Raw genomic sequence first — 18,388 nt, 5'->3', positions numbered from 1 at the left:
CTCCATTCTGCCGGGGCCCGCAGGCCCCTTCTTGTTGTTCAGTATTGGTCAAAGTGCAGTGATCAGCCTGTGATCATTGGCAGGTCGAGGCCTTGTTCCTTGGCGCAGTCCACGGCGATGTCGTAGCCGGCGTCGGCGTGGCGCATGACACCGGTGCCCGGGTCGTTGGTCAGCACGCGGGCGATGCGTGCGGCGGCTTCATCGGTACCATCGCAGACGATGACCATGCCCGAGTGCTGCGAGAAGCCCATGCCTACCCCCCCACCGTGATGCAGCGAAACCCAGGTAGCGCCGCTGGCAGTGTTGAGCAAGGCGTTGAGCAACGGCCAGTCGGAGACAGCGTCAGAACCGTCACGCATCGATTCGGTTTCACGGTTGGGGCTCGATACGGAGCCTGAGTCCAGGTGGTCACGGCCAATGACTATTGGCGCCGACAGCTCGCCGCTGCGTACCATTTCGTTGAAGGCCAGGCCCAGCTTGGCGCGAAGGCCCAGGCCAACCCAGCAGATGCGCGCAGGCAAGCCCTGGAAGCTGATGCGCTCGCGAGCCATGTCCAGCCACCGGTGCAGGTGGGCGTCGTCGGGGATCAGTTCCTTGACCTTGGCATCGGTCTTGTAGATATCCTCGGCTTCGCCGGACAGCGCAGCCCAGCGGAACGGCCCCACGCCGCGGCAGAACAGCGGGCGGATATAAGCCGGCACGAAGCCCGGGAAATCGAAAGCGTTGGCCACGCCTTCTTCCTTGGCCATCTGGCGAATGTTGTTGCCGTAGTCGAAAGTCGGAATGCCCTGTTTCTGGAAGTCGAGCATGGCTTGTACGTGCACGGCCATGGACTGCTTGGCGGCCTTGACCACGGCAGCCGGCTCGGTCTGCGCGCGGTCACGGTACTGCTCCCAGGTCCAGCCGACCGGCAGGTAGCCGTTGAGCGGGTCGTGGGCGCTGGTCTGGTCGGTGACCATGTCCGGGCGCACGCCACGCTTGACCAGCTCCGGCAGGACTTCAGCGGCGTTGCCGTGCAGGGCAATGGAGATGGCCTTGCCTTCGGCGGTGTACTTGGCGATGCGTGCCAGGGCGTCGTCGAGGTCTTTGGCCTGCTCGTCGACGTAGCGGGTTTCGAGGCGGAAATCGATACGGCTCTGCTGGCATTCGATGTTCAGCGAGCAGGCGCCGGCCAAGGTCGCGGCCAGGGGCTGGGCGCCGCCCATGCCGCCAAGGCCTGCAGTCAGTACCCACTTGCCTTTGAGGCTGCCACCGTAGTGCTGGCGGCCGGCCTCGACGAAGGTTTCATAGGTGCCTTGGACGATGCCCTGGCTGCCGATGTAGATCCAGCTGCCGGCGGTCATCTGGCCGTACATGGCCAGGCCCTTGGCGTCCAGTTCGTTGAAGTGTTCCCAGTTGGCCCAGTGCGGCACCAGGTTGGAGTTGGCGATCAGAACGCGTGGAGCGTTGCTGTGGGTTTTGAATACCCCGACCGGTTTGCCAGACTGCACCAGCAGGGTTTCGTCATCTTCCAGGCGGGTCAGAGTCTCGACGATCTTGTCGTAGCAGGCCCAGTTGCGGGCGGCGCGACCGATGCCACCGTAAACCACCAGTTCCTTGGGGTTTTCCGCGACCTGCGGGTCGAGGTTGTTCATCAGCATGCGCAGTGGCGCTTCGGTCAGCCAGCTTTTGGCGGTCAGCTTGTTGCCACGTGGGGCACGGATTTCAACGTCACGGTATTTATTGTTGTCGGTCACGGGAAGGGTCCTCTGCGGTCGTCCGCGGGCAGGTGTGTCGTGTTGGATATACAAACACACCTTTACTTGTATGTACAAGCATGGACAACCAAATTATTGGGACCGCTTCTGAACAGCCTGGAGGAAACCGGGGCCGCTGCGCGGCCCTTTCGCGACACAAGGCCGCTCCTACACAGATCGCGTTTGCCCAGACGGGCGCGGTGTCCGGTAGAGGCGGCCTTGTGTCGCGAAAGGGCTGCACAGCAGCCTCAGCCAGCTCAGGTTGGAATCAGCTCGATCAGGCAGAACCGCCCCTGAACCTGCAGCTCCAGCAGCGCGTCGTTCCCCTCGAGCCGCAGGCAGTCATACAACCCCAGCCGCTCCAAATCATGCCCGGCCAACTGCACCTCAACCTGGTTACTGCCCGAAAACAGCAGCACAGTCGACGCCGAACTGAAAAACCGGCTGGTACCATCGAACCACTGCAAGCGCGCGCGATAGCGCTGCGGCGAGTAGATCAGGTTGAAATCACGGATCTTCCCACCCAGCAGCTTGCAACTGACCTGGCTCTGGCCAGCGAAAGCGAAGGCGTCGAACGGTAGCAGCGGCCGGCTGGCCTGCCCGTCAACCAGCAGGCGCATGCCATCACCCTGCAAGACGGTGATGATCCGCTGGTAGCCGGTAAACACCGAGAAACCACCAGACGCTTCGATATCCGCAATCGACAGCCGCCAGCCGAACCCCTCCAGGCCCTCGCCACTGTCGCGGGTGATTTCCTCGGTGAAGCCACCCCCGTTCTTCCATGGCATGCGCGGGTAGTCCTGTGCACGCAACAACTGCAACGGGTTCATTTGCTGAAACGTCCTTCCAGGCGATGACGGGAACCGGGGTGGATCAACCGCGCGGCCGTCACTGGCTGGCGACCAGACCAGGTACGGCGGCGAATCAGCAGGCAAGGCTCGCCCCGTTCGATTTGCAGCAGCTGGCACTCGTGCGGCTCAGCCAGGATCGCCTCGACCACGTGCTCACCCTCGGTCAACGGTGCAACCTGGGACAAGTAGGCGTAAGGCGTCTGTCGAGTGAAATCCTGCTTGAGGTAATCGGGCGCGATCGCCGCGTTGACGTAGCGGTCCTCGATTTGGACCGGGATACCGTTTTCGTAATGCACGATCAGCGAATGGAACACCCGCTGGCCTTCGCGCATGTCCAGTGCCAGAGCGCGCTCGGAGCCGGCCGCTTCTTCGGCAAGGGTGATCACCTGGCAACTATGCTGGTGGCCACGCGCAGCGATCTCGTCGGCGATGTTGTTGACTTCGAACAACGCCGAGCGGCTCTTGGGTTCGGCCACGAACGTCCCTACTCCCTGCATGCGTACCAGCAGGCCTTCGGCAGTGAGCTCACGCAGGGCGCGGTTGATGGTCATGCGGCTGAATCCCAGCTGGCTGACCAGTTCGCTCTCCGAAGGGACCCGGTGATGGGGCGGCCAGCTGCCGTTGTCGATCTGCTGGATGATCATCTGCTTGACCCGCGCGTACAGCGGCGCCGGGCCCTCGCCCATCTGGGCAACCAGCGCGGAGACAGGAGGTGTCGGCACGGCGTTGGATCCTTGTGCGATTGAATGAGCGGTAGCTTGCCGCAGTTTACCCGGCAGGCAAACAACTGTATATGTATATACAAGCAAACCATGACAGGATTTCACAGATGTCCGCCTACTTCGCCGAATGCGCCCTGCTGCCCGATGGTTGGGCCAGCGATGTCCGAATCGAGGTCGCCAGCGATGGCACAATGACCCATATCGAGTCCGGCGCTTCGGCCAACGGCGCCGAACGGCTGGCCGGGCCGCTTCTGCCCGGCATGCCCAACCTGCATTCACACGCCTTCCAACGCGCAATGGCCGGCCTGGCAGAAGTAGCGGGCAACCCCAACGACAGTTTCTGGACCTGGCGCGAACTGATGTATCGCCTGGTCGGCAAGGTCACCCCGGAACAACTGCAGGTCATCGCCCGTCAGCTGTACATCGAGATGCTCAAGGCCGGTTACACCTCGGTGGCCGAGTTCCACTATGTGCACCATGATCAGGCGGGCAAGGCCTATGCCGACCCAGCCGAGCTGTCCCGCCGCATCAGCGCTGCGGCGGCCAGCAGCGGTATCGGCCTGACCCTGCTGCCGGTGCTGTACAGCCATGCCGGCTTCGGTGGCCAGCCACCCAGCGAGGGGCAGCGGCGCTTCATCAATTCCACCGAGCAGTACCTGCAATTGCACGCGCAACTCGCTGCGACAATCGCTGCACAACCCGCGCAGCAGCTGGGCTTGTGCTTCCACTCGCTGCGGGCGGTTACACCGGCGCAGATTGCCCAGGTATTGGCAGCGGGCAATCAGCAATGTCCGATCCATATTCATATCGCTGAGCAACAGAAGGAAGTCGACGACTGCCTGGCCTGGAGCGGCCTGCGCCCGTTGCAGTGGCTGTATGAGCATGTGCAGGTCGATGCCCGCTGGTGCCTGGTGCATGCCACCCACGCGCAGGCTGACGAAGTGGCGGCCATGGCCCGCAGTGGCGCCGTGGCCGGGTTGTGCCTGACCACCGAAGCCAACCTGGGTGACGGAATTTTCCCGGCAGTGGACTACCTGAGCCAGGGTGGCCGGATGGGTATCGGCTCTGACAGCCATGTATCACTGAGCGTGGTCGAAGAGCTGCGGTGGCTCGAATATGGCCAGCGCCTTCGTGACCAGCGGCGCAACCGGCTTTATCGCGAGGATCAGCCTATGGTTGGCCGCACCCTGTATGAAGCGGCACTGATGGGTGGGGCTCAGGCATTGGGACAACCCGTGGGTGAGCTGGCCGTGGGCAAACGTGCCGACTGGCTGGTGCTCGATGGGCAAGACCCGTATATCGCCACTGCCGGCGAAGATGCAATTCTCAACCGCTGGCTGTTTGCCGGGAGCGACCGCCAGGTGCGCGATGTGATGGTCAACGGGCACTGGGTGGTGCGCCAGGGGCGGCACGGGCTACAAGAGGAGAGCGCTCGTGAGTATGTCGAGGTGTTGCGACAGCTGCTGGGCTGACGACAAGAGGGCCGCAAAGCGGCCCTTAAGGCCTCAATGCATCTGCACGATCTGCTTGTCCGCCATGCGCCAGATCAAACGGCTGGTGTCATAACCCTGCTGCCGGGCCTTGGCCAACAGGCTCTCGCGCTCCCATGCTGGCAGGCTCGGCGTACGCGACAGTATCCACAGGTACTTGCGGTCAGGGCTGCCGACAATCGCCGTGCGGTAGCGGTCGTCCACGTAAAGGATCCAGTACTCCCCCTTGGTCAGGCCCGGTACCAGGCGGGTGAACCAGTTATCGAACTCAACCCACAACCTGTCGGTATGCCCCGGCTGCTGGATGTTGGCATGCCCCTCGGCGCGCAGCCACTCGTCACCCATCGTGCGGCAGCGGTTCAGCACCCCGTACGAACCATCAGGCTTGAGGTTGTAATGCGCTTCGGACTGGGCGCACTCGCTCTGGTACGGCATCGGCAAACGCGCCAGCTCGTACCATTTGCCCTGGTAGCGCTTGAGGTCGACATTGCCGGCGGTCTTGGGTGCCAACGGATCGTTGGCCGAAGTGGCGCAGCCACCCAACAGCATCACCAGGCACAACCCCAGCAGCAGGTGCAGACGCGTCATTTGAGGCCCTGCCCTGAATACATCAGTACTTTATCGGCCGCGTACTGCACGCTGATGAAGCTCTTCTCGTCCCCCCAGGTACAGCTGCTCATGCCCAATGCGCCGGAGCACTCGGTGGGCGTGCCGAGCAGTTGCTCGACCTCGGCCTTGTTCATGCCGGCCTTGAGCTTGGAATAGTTTTCCTGATTGATCTTGCTGCACGCAGTCAGGATGACGCACAGGGACAACAGGGCGAGGGAACGCAACGACATGAAGGAACACTCCTGAAAGGTGGGTGCAGGCGAGAGGCCTGCAGGGACCTTCGACGGGAAAAACGGTCCCTGGTTCCCTGACAGGCCTTTTTCGTTCTACACCATTGGTCGGCAGGCGCTGCGCAAACGATTAATGTTTTGCCGTGCCGAGTCGACACAGCGGGCACGCTGTGACGCGTGATCGCAGCCCTCCTCCGCCTTGCCTTGTGCAGACCACAAAAAATGACCAAGAATCTCAAGTTCAGCCACAAGATCCTGCTGGCCGCCGCCCTGGTGGTGGCCGTCGCCTTTACCTGTTTCGTGCTGTTCAACGACTACCGCCAGCGCCAGTCCCTGCGCAGCGATACACAGACCAACCTGCAGGACCTCGGCCGCCTCACCGCAGGCAACATCCGCACCTGGCTCGACAGCCGCAAGCAGTTGCTGGCCTCGCTGGCCCAGCAGATTGCCGCCGATGGGCCGGGCAAGGCCAGCCTCGACAGAAGCCTGGCACTGCCGGTATACGCCAGCAATTTCCAGCTCACCTATTTCGGCGGCCAGGACGGCAGCATGCAGTCGGTGCCGGTCGGCAACCGCGCCGCCGACTATGATCCTCGTGCCCGCGGCTGGTACAAGGCAGCCAGCGCAGGCAGCGAGACCATCGTCACCGAACCGTACATTTCGGCTTCTGCCGGCAAACTGGTCATCACCCTGGCAACCCCCGTGCAGCAAGGGGGCCGGCTGATTGGCGTCAGCGGCGTGGACACCGACCTGCAAACCATCAGCAATCTGATCAACACGCTCGACTTCGATGGCCACGGCCACGCCTTCATCGTCAACGGCGAAGGCAAGATCCTGATCCACCCCAAGGCCGACCTGGCACTCAAAACCTTGGCGGATGTCTACCCAGGCGACACACCGCACATCAGCAGCGGCCTCAAGGAAGTCGAGCTGGATGGGCGCAAGCAGTTCATCAGTTTCACCCACGTCGACGGCGTGCCTTCAGCGGACTGGTACGTGGCCCTCGTGGTCGACCAGGACGCCGCCTTCGCCATGCTCAGCGAGCTGCGTACCTCGGCCATCGTCGCGACGCTGATCGCGATACTGGTCATCATCGCCCTGCTCGGCCTGCTGATCCGCGTGTTGATGGAGCCCTTGCACCTGATGGGTCGCGCCATGCATGACATTGCCGAAGGCGAAGGTGACCTGACCCGGCGCTTGGCCATCCACGCGCAGGACGAGTTCGGCAGCCTTGGCCAGTCGTTCAACCGTTTCGTCGAGCGTATTCACGAGTCGATACGCGAAGTGGCCTCGGCCACTGGCCAGGTCAACGCGGTGGCCACGCAGGTGGTGAGCGCCTCGAATGCCTCGATCCACAATGCCGACCAGCAGTCCAGCCGAACCAACAGCGTGGCCGCGGCCATCAACCAGCTGGGTGCCGCAGCCCAGGAGATCGCCCAGAACGCAGCGCTGGCTTCGCAACATTCCAGCGAGGCACGCGGCCTGGCCGAAGACGGTCAACAAGTGGTCGGGCGCACCATCGACGTGATGAACCAGCTGTCGGCGCGCATCAGCGATTCATGCGGCAACATCGAAACGCTCAATGCCCACACCGCCAACATCGGGCAGATTCTCGATGTGATCAGCGGCATTTCCCAACAGACCAACCTACTGGCTCTGAATGCCGCGATCGAGGCGGCCCGTGCCGGTGAAGCCGGCCGTGGTTTTGCCGTGGTCGCCGACGAGGTCCGCAACCTGGCGCACCGCACCCAAGAGTCGGCGCAGCAGGTTCAGCGCCTGATCGAAGAGTTGCAGGCCGGTGCCCAGATGGCCGTCAGCACCATGAACCAGAGCCGTGAGCACAGCGACCAGAGCGTCGGGATTGCCAACCAGGCCGGAGAGCGCCTGGGCAGTGTGACCCAGCGCATAGGCGAAATCGATGGCATGAACCAGTCAGTGGCTACCGCTACCGAGGAGCAGACAGCGGTGGTCGAGTCGATCAATGTCGACATCACCGAGATCAATACGCTGAATCAGGAAGGAGTGCAGAACCTGCAGAGCACCTTGCGTGCCTGCACCGACCTTGAACACCAGGTCGAGCGGTTGAAGCATCTGGTAGGGAGTTTCAGGATCTGAAACGAATGGGGCCGCTTTGCGGCCCCATGCATCACTCAAAACCTGGAGCCAGGCTCCAGCAAAAAGTCCATCTCTTCACTGGTGCTCGGCCGCTCCAGCAACAGATTGCGATGCGGGAAGCGCCCGAACCGGGCAATCACCCGCTGGTGCTGCTCGGCATAGTCGAGGAACCCTTCGAACAACCGACGGTTGGCCTCGGGCTGCTCATCCAGCAGCACCTGGTACCGCTCGACACACAGGTTCTGCCAGTCCAGCACCTCGGCATGCTCCAGCACCAGCAGCACGAATACCCGCTGGATCGGCAGCAGCTGGTAATCCCAGCCCTTCTGCAGCCCCTGCATGGCCACCACCTGGGCACGCCGGTCGCCCTCGAAAGCGCGCGGCGTGTCGCGGTAGATCATGCGCGGCAGCTGGTCCAGCAGTATCAACAGGCCGAGCCAGCCCTGAGGGCTTTGCTGCCACTCCTCGAGCCCACCCGCCAGGGCATGCTCGACGAGCTCGCCAAACAGCGCCTGGGCTTCGGCATCGTGATGCTTGCCGAACCACAGCGTGCTCTTCTCGTCAGCCACGGCCTGGGGACTGGTGCCCCAACCGAACCACCACTCCAGCAACGGCTGCCAAGGTGCGAGCATGATTTACTCCTTGTGATAGGCGGTGACGCGCTCGACCTCTTCCTTCGAGCCGAGAATCACCGATACACGCTGGTGCAGGCTCTCTGGCTTGATGTCGAGGATGCGTTCGTAACCGTTGGTGGAGGCGCCGCCAGCCTGCTCGATGATGAACGACATCGGGTTGGCTTCGTACATCAGGCGCAGCTTGCCCGGCTTGCTCGGCTCGCGGGCGTCGCGCGGGTACATGAACAGACCGCCACGGGTCAGGATACGGTGCACGTCGGCCACCATCGAGGCGATCCAGCGCATGTTGTAGTTCTTCTTCAGCGGCCCGGTTTCACCGGCCAGCAGCTCGCCCACGTAGCGCTGAACCGGGGCTTCCCAGTGGCGCTGGTTGGACATGTTGATGGCGAACTCGGCGGTGGTTGCCGGGACCTGGATGTTTTCGTGGGTCAGGACGAAGCTGCCCAGCTCACGGTCCAGGGTGAAGCCCTTGACGCCGTTGCCCAGGGTCAGGATCAGCATGGTCTGCGGGCCATAAATGGCATAACCGGCGGCGACCTGCTCAGTACCTGGCTGCAGGAAAGCGTTTTCGTTCAGGGTTTCGTTCTGGCTCAGGTATTCGTTAGGGCAACGCAGTACCGAGAAGATGGTGCCGACCGAAACGTTGACGTCGATGTTGGACGAGCCGTCCAGCGGGTCGAAGACCAGCAGATAGGCACCTTTGGGGTATCGGCCCGGGATCTGGTAGGCGTTGTCCATTTCCTCGGACGCCATGCCGGCCAGGTGGCCGCCCCACTCGTTGGCCTCAAGCAGGATATCGTTGGAAATGACGTCGAGCTTCTTCTGCACTTCGCCCTGCACGTTTTCAGTGCCCATGCTGCCCAGCACGCCGCCGAGGGCGCCCTTGGACACGTGATGGCTGATTTCCTTGCACGCACGCGCCACCACTTCGATCAGGAAGCGCAGATCGGCAGGGGTATTGTTGCTGCGGGTCTGCTCAATCAGATAGCGACTCAAGGTAACGCGGGACATGTATGGCTCCGAAAGGATGGGGGAGAAAAACCCCCGCAGTTTACAGGGAGAGTTCAATGCTAGCGAGTAAAGAGACACGCCTGGGCAGTCAGACGGCACAACAGGTCGGTAGTTCAGCGTTCGCCAGGCCGATGGTCAGTTGGGGCCGCTGTGCGGCCCCAAGCCTCAATCCAGCACCTTCCAGATCTCGGTCGCATACTCGCGAATGGTCCGGTCCGAAGAGAACCACCCCATCCGCGCGGTGTTGAGCACCGCCATCCGCCACCACGCCTGTGGCGTATGCCACAACTCCTCCACCCGCCGCTGGGCATCCCAGTAGGCATCGAAGTCGGCACAGACCAGGAAGCGGTCGTAAGCCACCAGCCCGTCGATCAGCCCGGCATAGCGCGACGGATCATCGGGGGAGAACACGCCACTGCGGATCGCCTGTAGCACATCATTCAAGCGGTGGGAGGCGGCTATCGCGGCCACGGCACCAAAATCACCGTCACGCTTGCGCGCCTCTACCTGCTGCGCGGTCAAGCCGAAAATGAACATGTTGTCAGCACCCACCTGTTCGCACATCTCGACGTTGGCGCCATCGAGGGTACCAATGGTGAGTGCACCATTGAGCCCGAACTTCATGTTGCTGGTGCCCGACGCTTCGTAGCCGGCCGTGGAAATCTGTTCCGACAGGTCCGCCGCCGGGATGATGCTCTCGGCCAGGCTGACGTTGTAGTTGGGCAGGAACACCACCTTGAGCAGGCCCCGCACGGTAGGGTCGTTGTTGACCACCCGGGCGATGTCATTGGCCAGCTTGATGATCAGCTTGGCCTGGTGGTAGCTGGCTGCGGCCTTGCCAGCAAAGATCTTCACCCGCGGCACCCAGTTGGTGCCCGGGTCGTTACGGATGGCCTGGTACAACGCCACGGTGTGCAACAGGTTGAGCAGCTGGCGCTTGTACTCGTGGATGCGCTTGACCTGCACATCGAACAGCGCCTCAGGGTTGACCGTGACACCCACCCGGTCCTGGATGATGCCGGCCAACGCGCGCTTGCTGTGCAGGCGCTGCGCGGCGAACTGCTTGAGGAAGCCGCCCTTGTCGGCGAACGGCACCAGATTGGCCAGGCGCCCTTGCGGGTCGTCAAGCAATTCTGGCCCCAGGGCCTCCACCAGCATCGCCGTCAACTGCGGGTTGGACTGGTACAGCCAGCGGCGGAAGGTAATGCCATTGGTCTTGTTGTTGATTCGCTGGGGGTAGAGCTTGTGCAACTCGGCGAACACCGTGCTTTTCATCAGCCTGCTGTGCAGCGCGGATACACCGTTGACGCTGTGCGAGCCGAGGAAGGCAAGGTTGCCCATGCGCACCCGGCGGCCGTTGTCTTCCTCGATCAGCGACACCGCCCGCAGCACGTCGAAGTCATGCAGGCCTTTCGCGCGCAGGGCATCGATATGGTAGGCATTGATCAGGTAGATGATCTGCATGTGCCGCGGCAGCATGCGCTCCATCAAGGCCACCGGCCACGTCTCCAGCGCCTCTGGCAGCAGGGTGTGGTTTGTGTAGGCCAAGGTGCCGACGGTCAGCTCCCAGGCTTTTTCCCACGGGATTTCATGCTGGTCGACCAACAGCCGCATCAATTCGGCCACGGCAATCGACGGGTGCGTGTCGTTGAGCTGGATGGCCGCAGCATCCGGCAGGTTGAGCAAGTCCTTGTGCATGTTCAGGTGGCGTCGCAGCAGGTCCTGCAGCGACGCCGATACGAAGAAGTATTCCTGGCGCAGGCGCAATTCCTGCCCCGCTTCTGTGCTGTCGGCCGGGTACAGCACACGCGAGATGCTCTCGGCGCGAGCCACTTCGGCCACCGCGCCAAGGTGGTCACCGGCATTGAAGCGTTCCAGGTGCAGCTCTTCCAGCGCCCGTGCGCGCCACAGGCGCAAGGTGTTGACACTGGAGCCGCGCCAGCCGACCACCGGCGTGTCGTAGGCGACCGCCCGTACCGTCTCGCCCGGCCACCACACTTGACGTTGCTGACCATGGGTATCTTGCACCGTTTCGACGCTGCCGCCGAAACTGATCGGGTAGATCACCTCGGCGCGCTCGAACTCCCAAGGGTTGCCGAAATCCAGCCAGTTTTCGGTCTGTTCCTGCTGCCATCCGTCGACCATGGCCTGGCGGAACAGCCCGTGCTCATAGCGGATGCCGTAGCCGTGGGCGGCGATGCCCAGCGTCGACATACTCTCCATGAAACAGGCAGCCAGGCGGCCCAGGCCACCGTTGCCCAATGCGGCGTCCGGCTCCAGCAACCGGATGCGCTCAAGGTCCACGTCCAGCCCCTCCAGCGCATCACGGGCTATGTCCAGCAGGCCAAGGTTGCTCAGGCTGTCGTAGAGCAGCCGCCCGATGAGAAATTCCAGAGAGAGGTAATAGACCCGTTTCTGGCTGCGTCGATAGGCCTGACGGGTGTGATCCATCCAGTGATCGACCATGTGATCACGGGCAGCCAGGGCAATGGCCTCGAACCAGTCGTGGTCAAAGGCGTGCTCCGGGTCTTTGCCGACCGCGTAGGTCAGCTTGTCCAGTACAGCGGCGCGAAAGTCGGCCACCTCGGCGTCACGTGCTTTGGGTTCCTGGGACATGCGGCATCCTCGGGCAAATTGGCAAAAGCGGCGGGAGAGTGTTGAGACTAGACCCTTCGACAGGGACTGACAGCCTCTGTTCGCAGTTTTCATGCCGGCTTGGCCAATCCGGCAAAAGGTTGTTCACAAATTGAACAACTCCGGTATGATCGCGCGCCCCAAGACCGTGATCCGCCACCTATAACGATGAAAACGACCCTGATTGCCGCAGCCGAAGTCGACCGCCTGGAAACCTGGCAGCGCTATGCCAGCCACATGTGCGGAGGTTGCCATTCGACCTGCTGCACCCTGCCTGTGGAAGTGAAGATCAAAGACCTGATCCGCATCGGCGTAGTGGACGAGTTCGAAAAGGACGAACCCCCGAAGAATGTGGCCAAACGCCTGCAGAAGGAAGGCATCATCGAACGCTTCAACCAGAAGTCGGGGATCTTCACCCTGACCCGGATGAGCAACGATGATTGCATGTATCTGGACCGCAAGAGCCGGTTGTGCACCATTTATGACAAGCGCCCGGATACTTGCCGGAACCATCCGAAGGTAGGCCCGCGGCCGGGGTATTGCGCTTACAAGCCCAAGGCGACCACGCGCTGATCATTGGCCTCGCCAAAACAGTTGCGCAAGGACCTGTGGAAGCCGGCTTGCCAGCGATGAGGCCGATAAAACCGATACAAAAAGCCCAGACAAAAAAACGCCCCCGGCCTTTCGACCGGGGGCGTTTTCATTCAGCCTGAGCTAACTCAGTTCTTGGCTTTCTTGGCAGCGCGGGTACGCTCGCCTTCGTCCAGGATCTTCTTGCGCAGACGGATCGACTTCGGCGTGACTTCGCACAGCTCGTCGTCCTGGATGAATTCCAGGGCCTGTTCGAGGGTGTGACGAACCGGCGGAACCAGGGCGATGACTTCGTCTTTGCCCGAAGCACGCATGTTGTCGAGCTTCTTGCCCTTGGTCGGGTTCACGCCCAGGTCGTTGTCACGGCTGTTCAGGCCGATGATCTGACCGTTGTAGATCTCCTGACCGTGCTCGACGAACAGCTTGCCGCGCGCCTGCAGGGTTTCCAGGGAGTAGGTCAGTGCCTTGCCGGTCTCGACCGAAACCAGTACACCGTTGAGGCGGCCGGACATCTGGCCCGACTTCATGGTGTCATAGCGATCGAAGATCGAGGTCAGGATGCCTGCACCGTTGGTCAGGGTCAGGAACTGGTTACGGAAGCCGATCAGACCACGGGCTGGAATGTTGTACTCCAGGCGAACACGGCCCTTGCCATCCGGAACCATGTTGGTCAGGTCGCCTTTACGCAGGCCCATTTCTTCCATGACCTTGCCCTGGGATTCTTCAGGGATGTCGATGGTGACGTTCTCGAACGGTTCCTGCTTGACGCCACCGACTTCGCGGATGATCACTTCAGGGCGGCCTACGGCCATCTCGAAGCCTTCGCGGCGCATGGTTTCAATCAGTACCGACAGGTGCAGCTCACCACGGCCCGATACCTTGAACTTGTCAGGGGAATCGGTTTCCTGAACGCGCAGAGCAACGTTGTACAGCAGCTCCTTGTCCAGACGGTCCTTGATGTTACGGCTGGTGACGAACTTGCCTTCCTTGCCGCAGAACGGCGAGTCGTTGACCTGGAAGGTCATCGAAACGGTTGGCTCGTCAACGGTCAGCGGCTTCATCGCTTCGACGGCAGTCGGGTCGCACAGGGTGTCGGAGATGAACAGCTCGTCGAAGCCGCTGATGCAGACGATATCGCCAGCCTGGGCTTCTTCGACGTCCACACGGTGCAGGCCGTGGTGGCCCATCAGCTTGAGGATACGGCCGTTACGCTTCTTGCCGTTGGTGTCGATGGCGACAACCGGGGTGTTCGGCTTGACGCGGCCGCGGGCGATACGGCCAACGCCGATAACACCCAGGAAGCTGTTGTAGTCCAGTGCCGAGATCTGCATCTGGAACGGGCCTTCACGGTCAACGTCCGGCGCAGGTACGTTGTCGACGATCGACTGGTACAGCGGGGTCATGTCTTCGGCCATGGCGGTGTGGTCCAGACCGGCGATGCCGTTCAGGGCCGAGGCGTAGACCACTTTGAAGTCCAGCTGCTCGTCGGTAGCACCGAGGTTGTCGAACAGGTCGAAGATCTGGTCCAGAACCCAGTCAGGACGCGCGCCCGGACGGTCGACCTTGTTGATCACGACGATCGGCTTCAGGCCGGCTTCGAAGGCCTTCTTGGTCACGAAGCGGGTTTGCGGCATAGGGCCGTCCTGGGCGTCGACCAGCAGCAGCACGGAGTCGACCATGGACATTACACGCTCAACCTCGCCACCGAAGTCGGCGTGGCCGGGGGTGTCGACGATGTTGATGTGGTAGCCGTTCCAGTTGATGGCGGTGTTTTTCGCCAGAATGGTAATGCCACGCTCTTTTTCCTGGTCGTTGGAGTCCATTACGCGCTCGTCGTTGAGCTCGTTACGCTCCAGGGTGCCGGACTGACGCAGGAGTTTGTCGACCAGGGTGGTTTTACCATGGTCAACGTGGGCGATGATGGCGATGTTACGCAGATTTTCGATCACAACTGTATCTCGATCAGAGGATTCGGTTGCCGCCAGTCTAGGCGGCCAATATGAAGGTAAAAGGCTCAGCGGGCCCGGCGGTCGGGAGGGCGATGGCGGATGCTGCCGCCATACAGCCCTGGGGTCTTATGCCGGACGATAAACACGCACATTGGCATGTCCCTCACTGAGCAGGTGGTGTGCGTGCAATCGGCTCATCACACCTTTGTCGCAATACAGCAAGTACTGGCGGGTTTCATCCAGCTGCTTGAACTTGCTGTTGATCGCGTAGAACGGCATCACCTGAACTTCGATACCCTCGAGCACCAAAGGCTCGTCTTCCTGGGCGTCAGGGTGACGGATGTCGATCACGATCTGGCCTGGCAGCGCTTCGCTTACTTCCTCGATTTCCACGTCCTTGCCCAGCTCGTCGATCACATGATCGATCGAGATGAACTTGGCACGTTCGAGGGCGCGCTCCAGCACGGCCATGTCGAACTGCTTCTCTTCATGCTCCATGCGGTGACGTTTGGCATGGGTGGTCGGGTTAACCGAGATCACGCCACAATATTCAGGCATGTGCTTGGCGAAGTCGGCGGTGCCGATTTCGGTCGCCTGGTCGATGATGTCCTGCTTGTGGCTGGCCAGCAATGGGCGCAGCACCAGCTTGTCGGTGGCCGAGTCGATGATCGACAGGTTCGGCAGCGTCTGGCTGGACACCTGGGAGATCGCTTCGCCGGTGACCAGCGCATCGATTTCCAGACGGTCGGCCATGCGTGCAGCGCCGCGCAGCATCATGCGCTTGAGGGTCACCCCCATGTAGCTGTTGTCGACTTTGTTGAGGATCTCGCCGACCACTTCTTCGAACGGCACGCTGATGAACAGTACGCGCTGGCTGCTGCCGTACTTTTTCCACAGGTAGTGGGCCACTTCCATCACGCCCAGTTCGTGGGCCCGGCCGCCGAGATTGAAGAAGCAGAAATGGGTCATCAGGCCGCGGCGCATCATCTGGTAGGCCGCCACGGTTGAGTCGAAGCCGCCGGACATCAGTACCAGTGTCTGCTCCAGGGCGCCCAGCGGGTAGCCGCCAATGCCTTGGTGCTGGTTGTGGATCACGTAAAGGCGCTGATTGCGGATTTCGATGCGCACTGTCACTTCAGGTTGCTTCAGCTCGATACCAGCGGCGCCGCACTGCTGGCGCAGCTGGCTGCCAACGTAGCGGTCGACGTCCATCGAGGTGAAGTCATGGTGGCCCCCGCGCTTGCAGCGTACGGCGAAATACTTGCCGCCCAGCAGGTGGCCAAAGTGCTGCTTGCACTTGGCGACGATATCGTCGAAGTCACCGAGCGGGTATTCCTCCACCTGCAGGAAGTGGGTGATACCCGGGGTACAGGTGAGGCGCTCGATCATCTCGCGCTGGACTTTTTCGTCTTCGACGCGGGTAACCACTTCGAGGTTGTCCCAGACACCATCGACCGCGAGCTCAGGGTCGAGATCCTTGAGCACGTTACGGATATTCTTGCCGAGCTGGCGGATGAAGCGCTTGCGTACCGGCCGGCTCTTGATGGTGATTTCTGGGAAGACTTTGACGATAAGTTTCATTGGTTAACAGCGCGCGCAGGGCCTGCCGAAAAATGAGGGGCGCGAATTATATCGGAAATTGCTCAGGATTTGACCAACTTTTGTACAGAAGGTTGGATTTATATTGCCTGTACTGGCCTCATCGCCGGCAAGCCAGCTTCTACAGGACATCGGTAGGCCTCAAGACCTGCGCCTAGATGTGGGAGCTGGCTTGCCGGCGATGAGGCCCTTAAAGGAAGCACACAACCCATTCGATGCACGATATTGGTGCGCCAACCCGAAAAACCGCCTCGTAAGGGTGCATCTTTAACCGCCAAGCCACCGCCAAATGCCCGCAAACGCCCCTTTTTATCCCGGCCTCGCCATTTTCGGGCACTGGCATGCAATTTGCTCCCTTGTGAGGCAGGTAAGCTTGGCCGACTATCCGCGCCCGGCAACACCCTTTTTTCCAGGGCAGCGGCCCACCGCGCTCTAGACCATCCGGAGGACAACATGTCGAAGTCGGTTCAACTCATCAAAGATCATGACGTCAAGTGGATTGATCTGCGTTTCACGGACACCAAAGGCACTCAGCATCACGTGACCATGCCAGCGCGTGATGGCCTGGACGAAGACTTCTTCGAAGTCGGCAAGATGTTCGACGGCTCCTCCATCGCTGGCTGGAAAGGCATCGAAGCCTCCGACATGATCCTGATGCCGGTCGACGATACCGCCGTACTGGACCCGTTCACCGAAGAGCCGACCCTGATCATCACCTGCGACATCGTCGACCCGTCGAGCATGCAGGGCTACGATCGCGACCCACGTGCGATCGCCAAGCGCGCTGAAGAATACCTCAAGAGCACCGGCATCGGTGACACCGTCTTCGCCGGCCCAGAGCCTGAGTTCTTCATCTTCGACGAAGTGAAGTTCCAGTCGGACATCTCCGGCTCGATGTTCAAGATCTTCTCCGAGCAAGGCTCGTGGATGACTGGCGCTGACGTGGAAGGCGGCAACAAAGGTCACCGTCCTGGCGTCAAAGGCGGCTACTTCCCGGTTCCGCCGTTCGACCACGACCACGAAATCCGTACTGCCATGTGCAACGCGCTGGAAGAGATGGGCCAGACCGTCGAAGTTCACCACCATGAAGTGGCGACTGCCGGCCAGAACGAAATCGGCGTCAAGTTCAACACCCTGGTGAAGAAAGCTGACGAAGTACAGGCCCTGAAATATGTCGTGCACAATGTTGCCGACGCATACGGCCGTACCGCCACCTTCATGCCAAAACCACTGTACGGCGACAACGGCTCGGGCATGCACGTGCACATGTCGATCTGGAAAGACGGCAAGAACACCTTCGCGGGTGAAGGCTATGCCGGTCTGTCCGAAACTGCCCTGTACTTCATCGGCGGTATCATCAAGCACGGTAAGGCCCTGAACGGCTTCACCAACCCGTCGACCAACTCCTACAAGCGTCTGGTTCCAGGCTTCGAAGCCCCGGTTATGCTGGCATACTCGGCACGCAACCGTTCCGCCTCGATCCGCATTCCTTACGTCGGCAGCCCTAAAGCCCGTCGTATCGAAGCGCGCTTCCCGGACCCATCGGCCAACCCGTACCTGGCTTTCGCAGCCCTGCTGATGGCTGGCCTGGACGGCATCCAGAACAAGATTCACCCAGGCGATGCTGCCGACAAGAACCTGTACGACCTGCCGCCTGAAGAGGCGAAAGATATTCCGCAAGTTTGCGGCAGCCTGAAAGAAGCTCTGGAAGAGCTGGACAAAGGCCGTGCGTTCCTGACCAAAGGCGGCGTGTTCTCCGACGACTTCATCGATGCCTTCATCGAACTGAAGAGCGAAGAAGAGATCAAGGTCCGTACCTTCGTGCACCCGCTGGAATACGAGCTGTACTACAGCTGCTGATTTGATTGGCGCCTTGCGCCGATGAAATCCCGAAAACGGCCTTCTCATGAAGGCCGTTTTTGTTTTCCAGCCGCCCGAATCGACCTTGCCAATGAACTTCGCCCCCGCCTGGACCAGCTTCAGGAGACGCTGCTCTTCGAGTTGCGGCGCTTCGATCAACGGCAACCAGGGGATTGCCCGCTCAAATTGGCTGACGCCCTCGCGCTGCGCACCCAAGATCCTTTACTCCACCAGGCTCTGGCGCGAGCCACCCAGCACCTCTGCGTCGTACCCCAGGCACGCTGATGCTCTATATTGGTGCAATGCGACGTCACATGCCCTGCCCCGCATCCCAAAACAGGTCACGCTGAACGGTA

The 18,388-nt window shown here is 61.3% G+C and carries 14 protein-coding genes and 1 pseudogene; 5 read left to right on the top strand and 10 right to left on the bottom strand.

Annotated elements, in window-relative coordinates; genetic code table 11:
* Nucleotides 1–62: 62 nt before the first annotated feature.
* The 3 genes from hutU to hutC all read right to left on the bottom strand — a co-directional run bounded on the left by hutU (nucleotide 63) and on the right by hutC (nucleotide 3,273).
* Nucleotides 63–1,736 carry a urocanate hydratase gene (hutU, locus tag JET17_RS02155; protein WP_012312373.1) on the bottom strand — a complete coding sequence of 558 codons (1,674 nt, stop codon included), beginning with the start codon at nucleotides 1,734–1,736 and terminating at the stop codon, nucleotides 63–65.
* A 257-nt stretch (nucleotides 1,737–1,993) separates the two neighbouring features.
* Entirely contained in the window at nucleotides 1,994–2,566 is a 573-nt protein-coding gene (locus tag JET17_RS02150) for a HutD family protein (RefSeq protein ID WP_012312372.1), read from the bottom strand.
* Entirely contained in the window at nucleotides 2,563–3,273 is a 711-nt protein-coding gene (gene hutC / locus JET17_RS02145; protein WP_174141112.1) for a histidine utilization repressor, read from the bottom strand. The genes JET17_RS02150 and hutC overlap by 4 nt, the downstream gene beginning before the upstream one ends.
* Before the next feature lie 143 nt (nucleotides 3,274–3,416).
* Between hutC and JET17_RS02140 the strand changes: the two genes are divergently transcribed.
* On the top strand, nucleotides 3,417–4,781 hold the full coding sequence (locus JET17_RS02140; RefSeq protein WP_012312370.1) for a formimidoylglutamate deiminase: 1,365 nt from the start codon (nucleotides 3,417–3,419) through the stop codon (nucleotides 4,779–4,781).
* 33 nt (nucleotides 4,782–4,814) lie between these two features.
* Here JET17_RS02140 and JET17_RS02135 read toward each other — a convergent pair whose 3' ends face one another.
* Complete coding sequence (locus JET17_RS02135) at nucleotides 4,815–5,387, bottom strand: lipocalin family protein (RefSeq protein WP_012312369.1); 573 nt, start codon at nucleotides 5,385–5,387, stop codon at nucleotides 4,815–4,817.
* Nucleotides 5,384–5,638 carry an outer membrane protein assembly factor BamE domain-containing protein gene (bamE, locus tag JET17_RS02130; protein WP_012312368.1) on the bottom strand — a complete coding sequence of 85 codons (255 nt, stop codon included), beginning with the start codon at nucleotides 5,636–5,638 and terminating at the stop codon, nucleotides 5,384–5,386. Before bamE ends, JET17_RS02135 begins: the two co-directional genes overlap by 4 nt.
* Before the next feature lie 222 nt (nucleotides 5,639–5,860).
* Between bamE and JET17_RS27640 the strand changes: the two are divergent.
* Nucleotides 5,861–6,898, top strand: a pseudogene (locus tag JET17_RS27640) (cache domain-containing protein); the annotation flags it as partial.
* Between the two features lie 24 nt (nucleotides 6,899–6,922).
* Nucleotides 6,923–7,753 (top strand): methyl-accepting chemotaxis protein, encoded by an 831-nt coding sequence (locus JET17_RS27635; RefSeq protein ID WP_411269038.1) that lies wholly within the window; start codon nucleotides 6,923–6,925, stop codon nucleotides 7,751–7,753.
* Nucleotides 7,754–7,788: 35 nt separating this feature from the next.
* Here the strand turns inward: JET17_RS27635 and JET17_RS02120 are convergent, their stop codons facing one another.
* The 3 genes from JET17_RS02120 to JET17_RS02110 form a co-directional block, all read right to left on the bottom strand.
* Nucleotides 7,789–8,385, bottom strand: a complete 597-nt coding sequence (locus tag JET17_RS02120) for a DUF924 family protein (RefSeq protein WP_012312366.1) — start codon at nucleotides 8,383–8,385, stop codon at nucleotides 7,789–7,791.
* Nucleotides 8,386–8,388: 3 nt separating this feature from the next.
* Entirely contained in the window at nucleotides 8,389–9,399 is a 1,011-nt protein-coding gene (locus tag JET17_RS02115) for a class 1 fructose-bisphosphatase (protein WP_012312365.1), read from the bottom strand.
* Nucleotides 9,400–9,564: 165 nt separating this feature from the next.
* Entirely contained in the window at nucleotides 9,565–12,015 is a 2,451-nt protein-coding gene (locus JET17_RS02110; protein ID WP_012312364.1) for a glycogen/starch/alpha-glucan phosphorylase, read from the bottom strand.
* Nucleotides 12,016–12,201: 186 nt separating this feature from the next.
* On the opposite strand from JET17_RS02110, the gene JET17_RS02105 reads away from it, so the two are divergent.
* Nucleotides 12,202–12,606, top strand: coding sequence for a YkgJ family cysteine cluster protein (locus JET17_RS02105; protein ID WP_012312363.1), 405 nt, complete (start codon nucleotides 12,202–12,204; stop codon nucleotides 12,604–12,606).
* Between the two features lie 146 nt (nucleotides 12,607–12,752).
* Here the strand turns inward: JET17_RS02105 and typA are convergent, their stop codons facing one another.
* Nucleotides 12,753–14,573 (bottom strand): translational GTPase TypA, encoded by a 1,821-nt coding sequence (gene typA, locus JET17_RS02100; protein WP_012312362.1) that lies wholly within the window; start codon nucleotides 14,571–14,573, stop codon nucleotides 12,753–12,755.
* Nucleotides 14,574–14,699: 126 nt separating this feature from the next.
* Nucleotides 14,700–16,154 carry a tRNA uracil 4-sulfurtransferase ThiI gene (thiI, locus tag JET17_RS02095; RefSeq protein ID WP_012312361.1) on the bottom strand — a complete coding sequence of 485 codons (1,455 nt, stop codon included), beginning with the start codon at nucleotides 16,152–16,154 and terminating at the stop codon, nucleotides 14,700–14,702.
* Between the two features lie 471 nt (nucleotides 16,155–16,625).
* Between thiI and glnA the strand changes: the two genes are divergently transcribed.
* Nucleotides 16,626–18,032, top strand: a complete 1,407-nt coding sequence (gene glnA / locus JET17_RS02090; RefSeq protein WP_012312360.1) for a type I glutamate--ammonia ligase — start codon at nucleotides 16,626–16,628, stop codon at nucleotides 18,030–18,032.
* Nucleotides 18,033–18,388 lie beyond the last annotated feature (356 nt).

The organism is Pseudomonas putida, from assembly GCF_016406145.1.
Taxonomy (GTDB): Bacteria; Pseudomonadota; Gammaproteobacteria; order Pseudomonadales; family Pseudomonadaceae; genus Aquipseudomonas; species Aquipseudomonas putida_E.
Note: the sequence above shows the minus strand (reverse complement) of the source record. Positions and strands in the feature narration are given on the sequence as shown.

Bases quoted from the DNA above. Each gene is read 5' to 3' on its own strand.
- JET17_RS02150 (WP_012312372.1), bottom strand. From the start codon at position 2,566: ATGAACCCGTTGCAGTTGTTGCGTGCACAGGACTACCCGCGCATGCCA.
- hutC (WP_174141112.1), bottom strand. From the start codon at position 3,273: ATGGGCGAGGGCCCGGCGCCGCTGTACGCGCGGGTCAAGCAGATGATC.
- JET17_RS02140 (WP_012312370.1), top strand. From the start codon at position 3,417: ATGTCCGCCTACTTCGCCGAATGCGCCCTGCTGCCCGATGGTTGGGCC.
- JET17_RS02135 (WP_012312369.1), bottom strand. From the start codon at position 5,387: ATGACGCGTCTGCACCTGCTGCTGGGGTTGTGCCTGGTGATGCTGTTG.
- bamE (WP_012312368.1), bottom strand. From the start codon at position 5,638: ATGTCGTTGCGTTCCCTCGCCCTGTTGTCCCTGTGCGTCATCCTGACT.
- JET17_RS02120 (WP_012312366.1), bottom strand. From the start codon at position 8,385: ATGCTCGCACCTTGGCAGCCGTTGCTGGAGTGGTGGTTCGGTTGGGGC.
- JET17_RS02115 (WP_012312365.1), bottom strand. From the start codon at position 9,399: ATGTCCCGCGTTACCTTGAGTCGCTATCTGATTGAGCAGACCCGCAGC.
- JET17_RS02110 (WP_012312364.1), bottom strand. From the start codon at position 12,015: ATGTCCCAGGAACCCAAAGCACGTGACGCCGAGGTGGCCGACTTTCGC.
- JET17_RS02105 (WP_012312363.1), top strand. From the start codon at position 12,202: ATGAAAACGACCCTGATTGCCGCAGCCGAAGTCGACCGCCTGGAAACC.
- thiI (WP_012312361.1), bottom strand. From the start codon at position 16,154: ATGAAACTTATCGTCAAAGTCTTCCCAGAAATCACCATCAAGAGCCGG.
- glnA (WP_012312360.1), top strand. From the start codon at position 16,626: ATGTCGAAGTCGGTTCAACTCATCAAAGATCATGACGTCAAGTGGATT.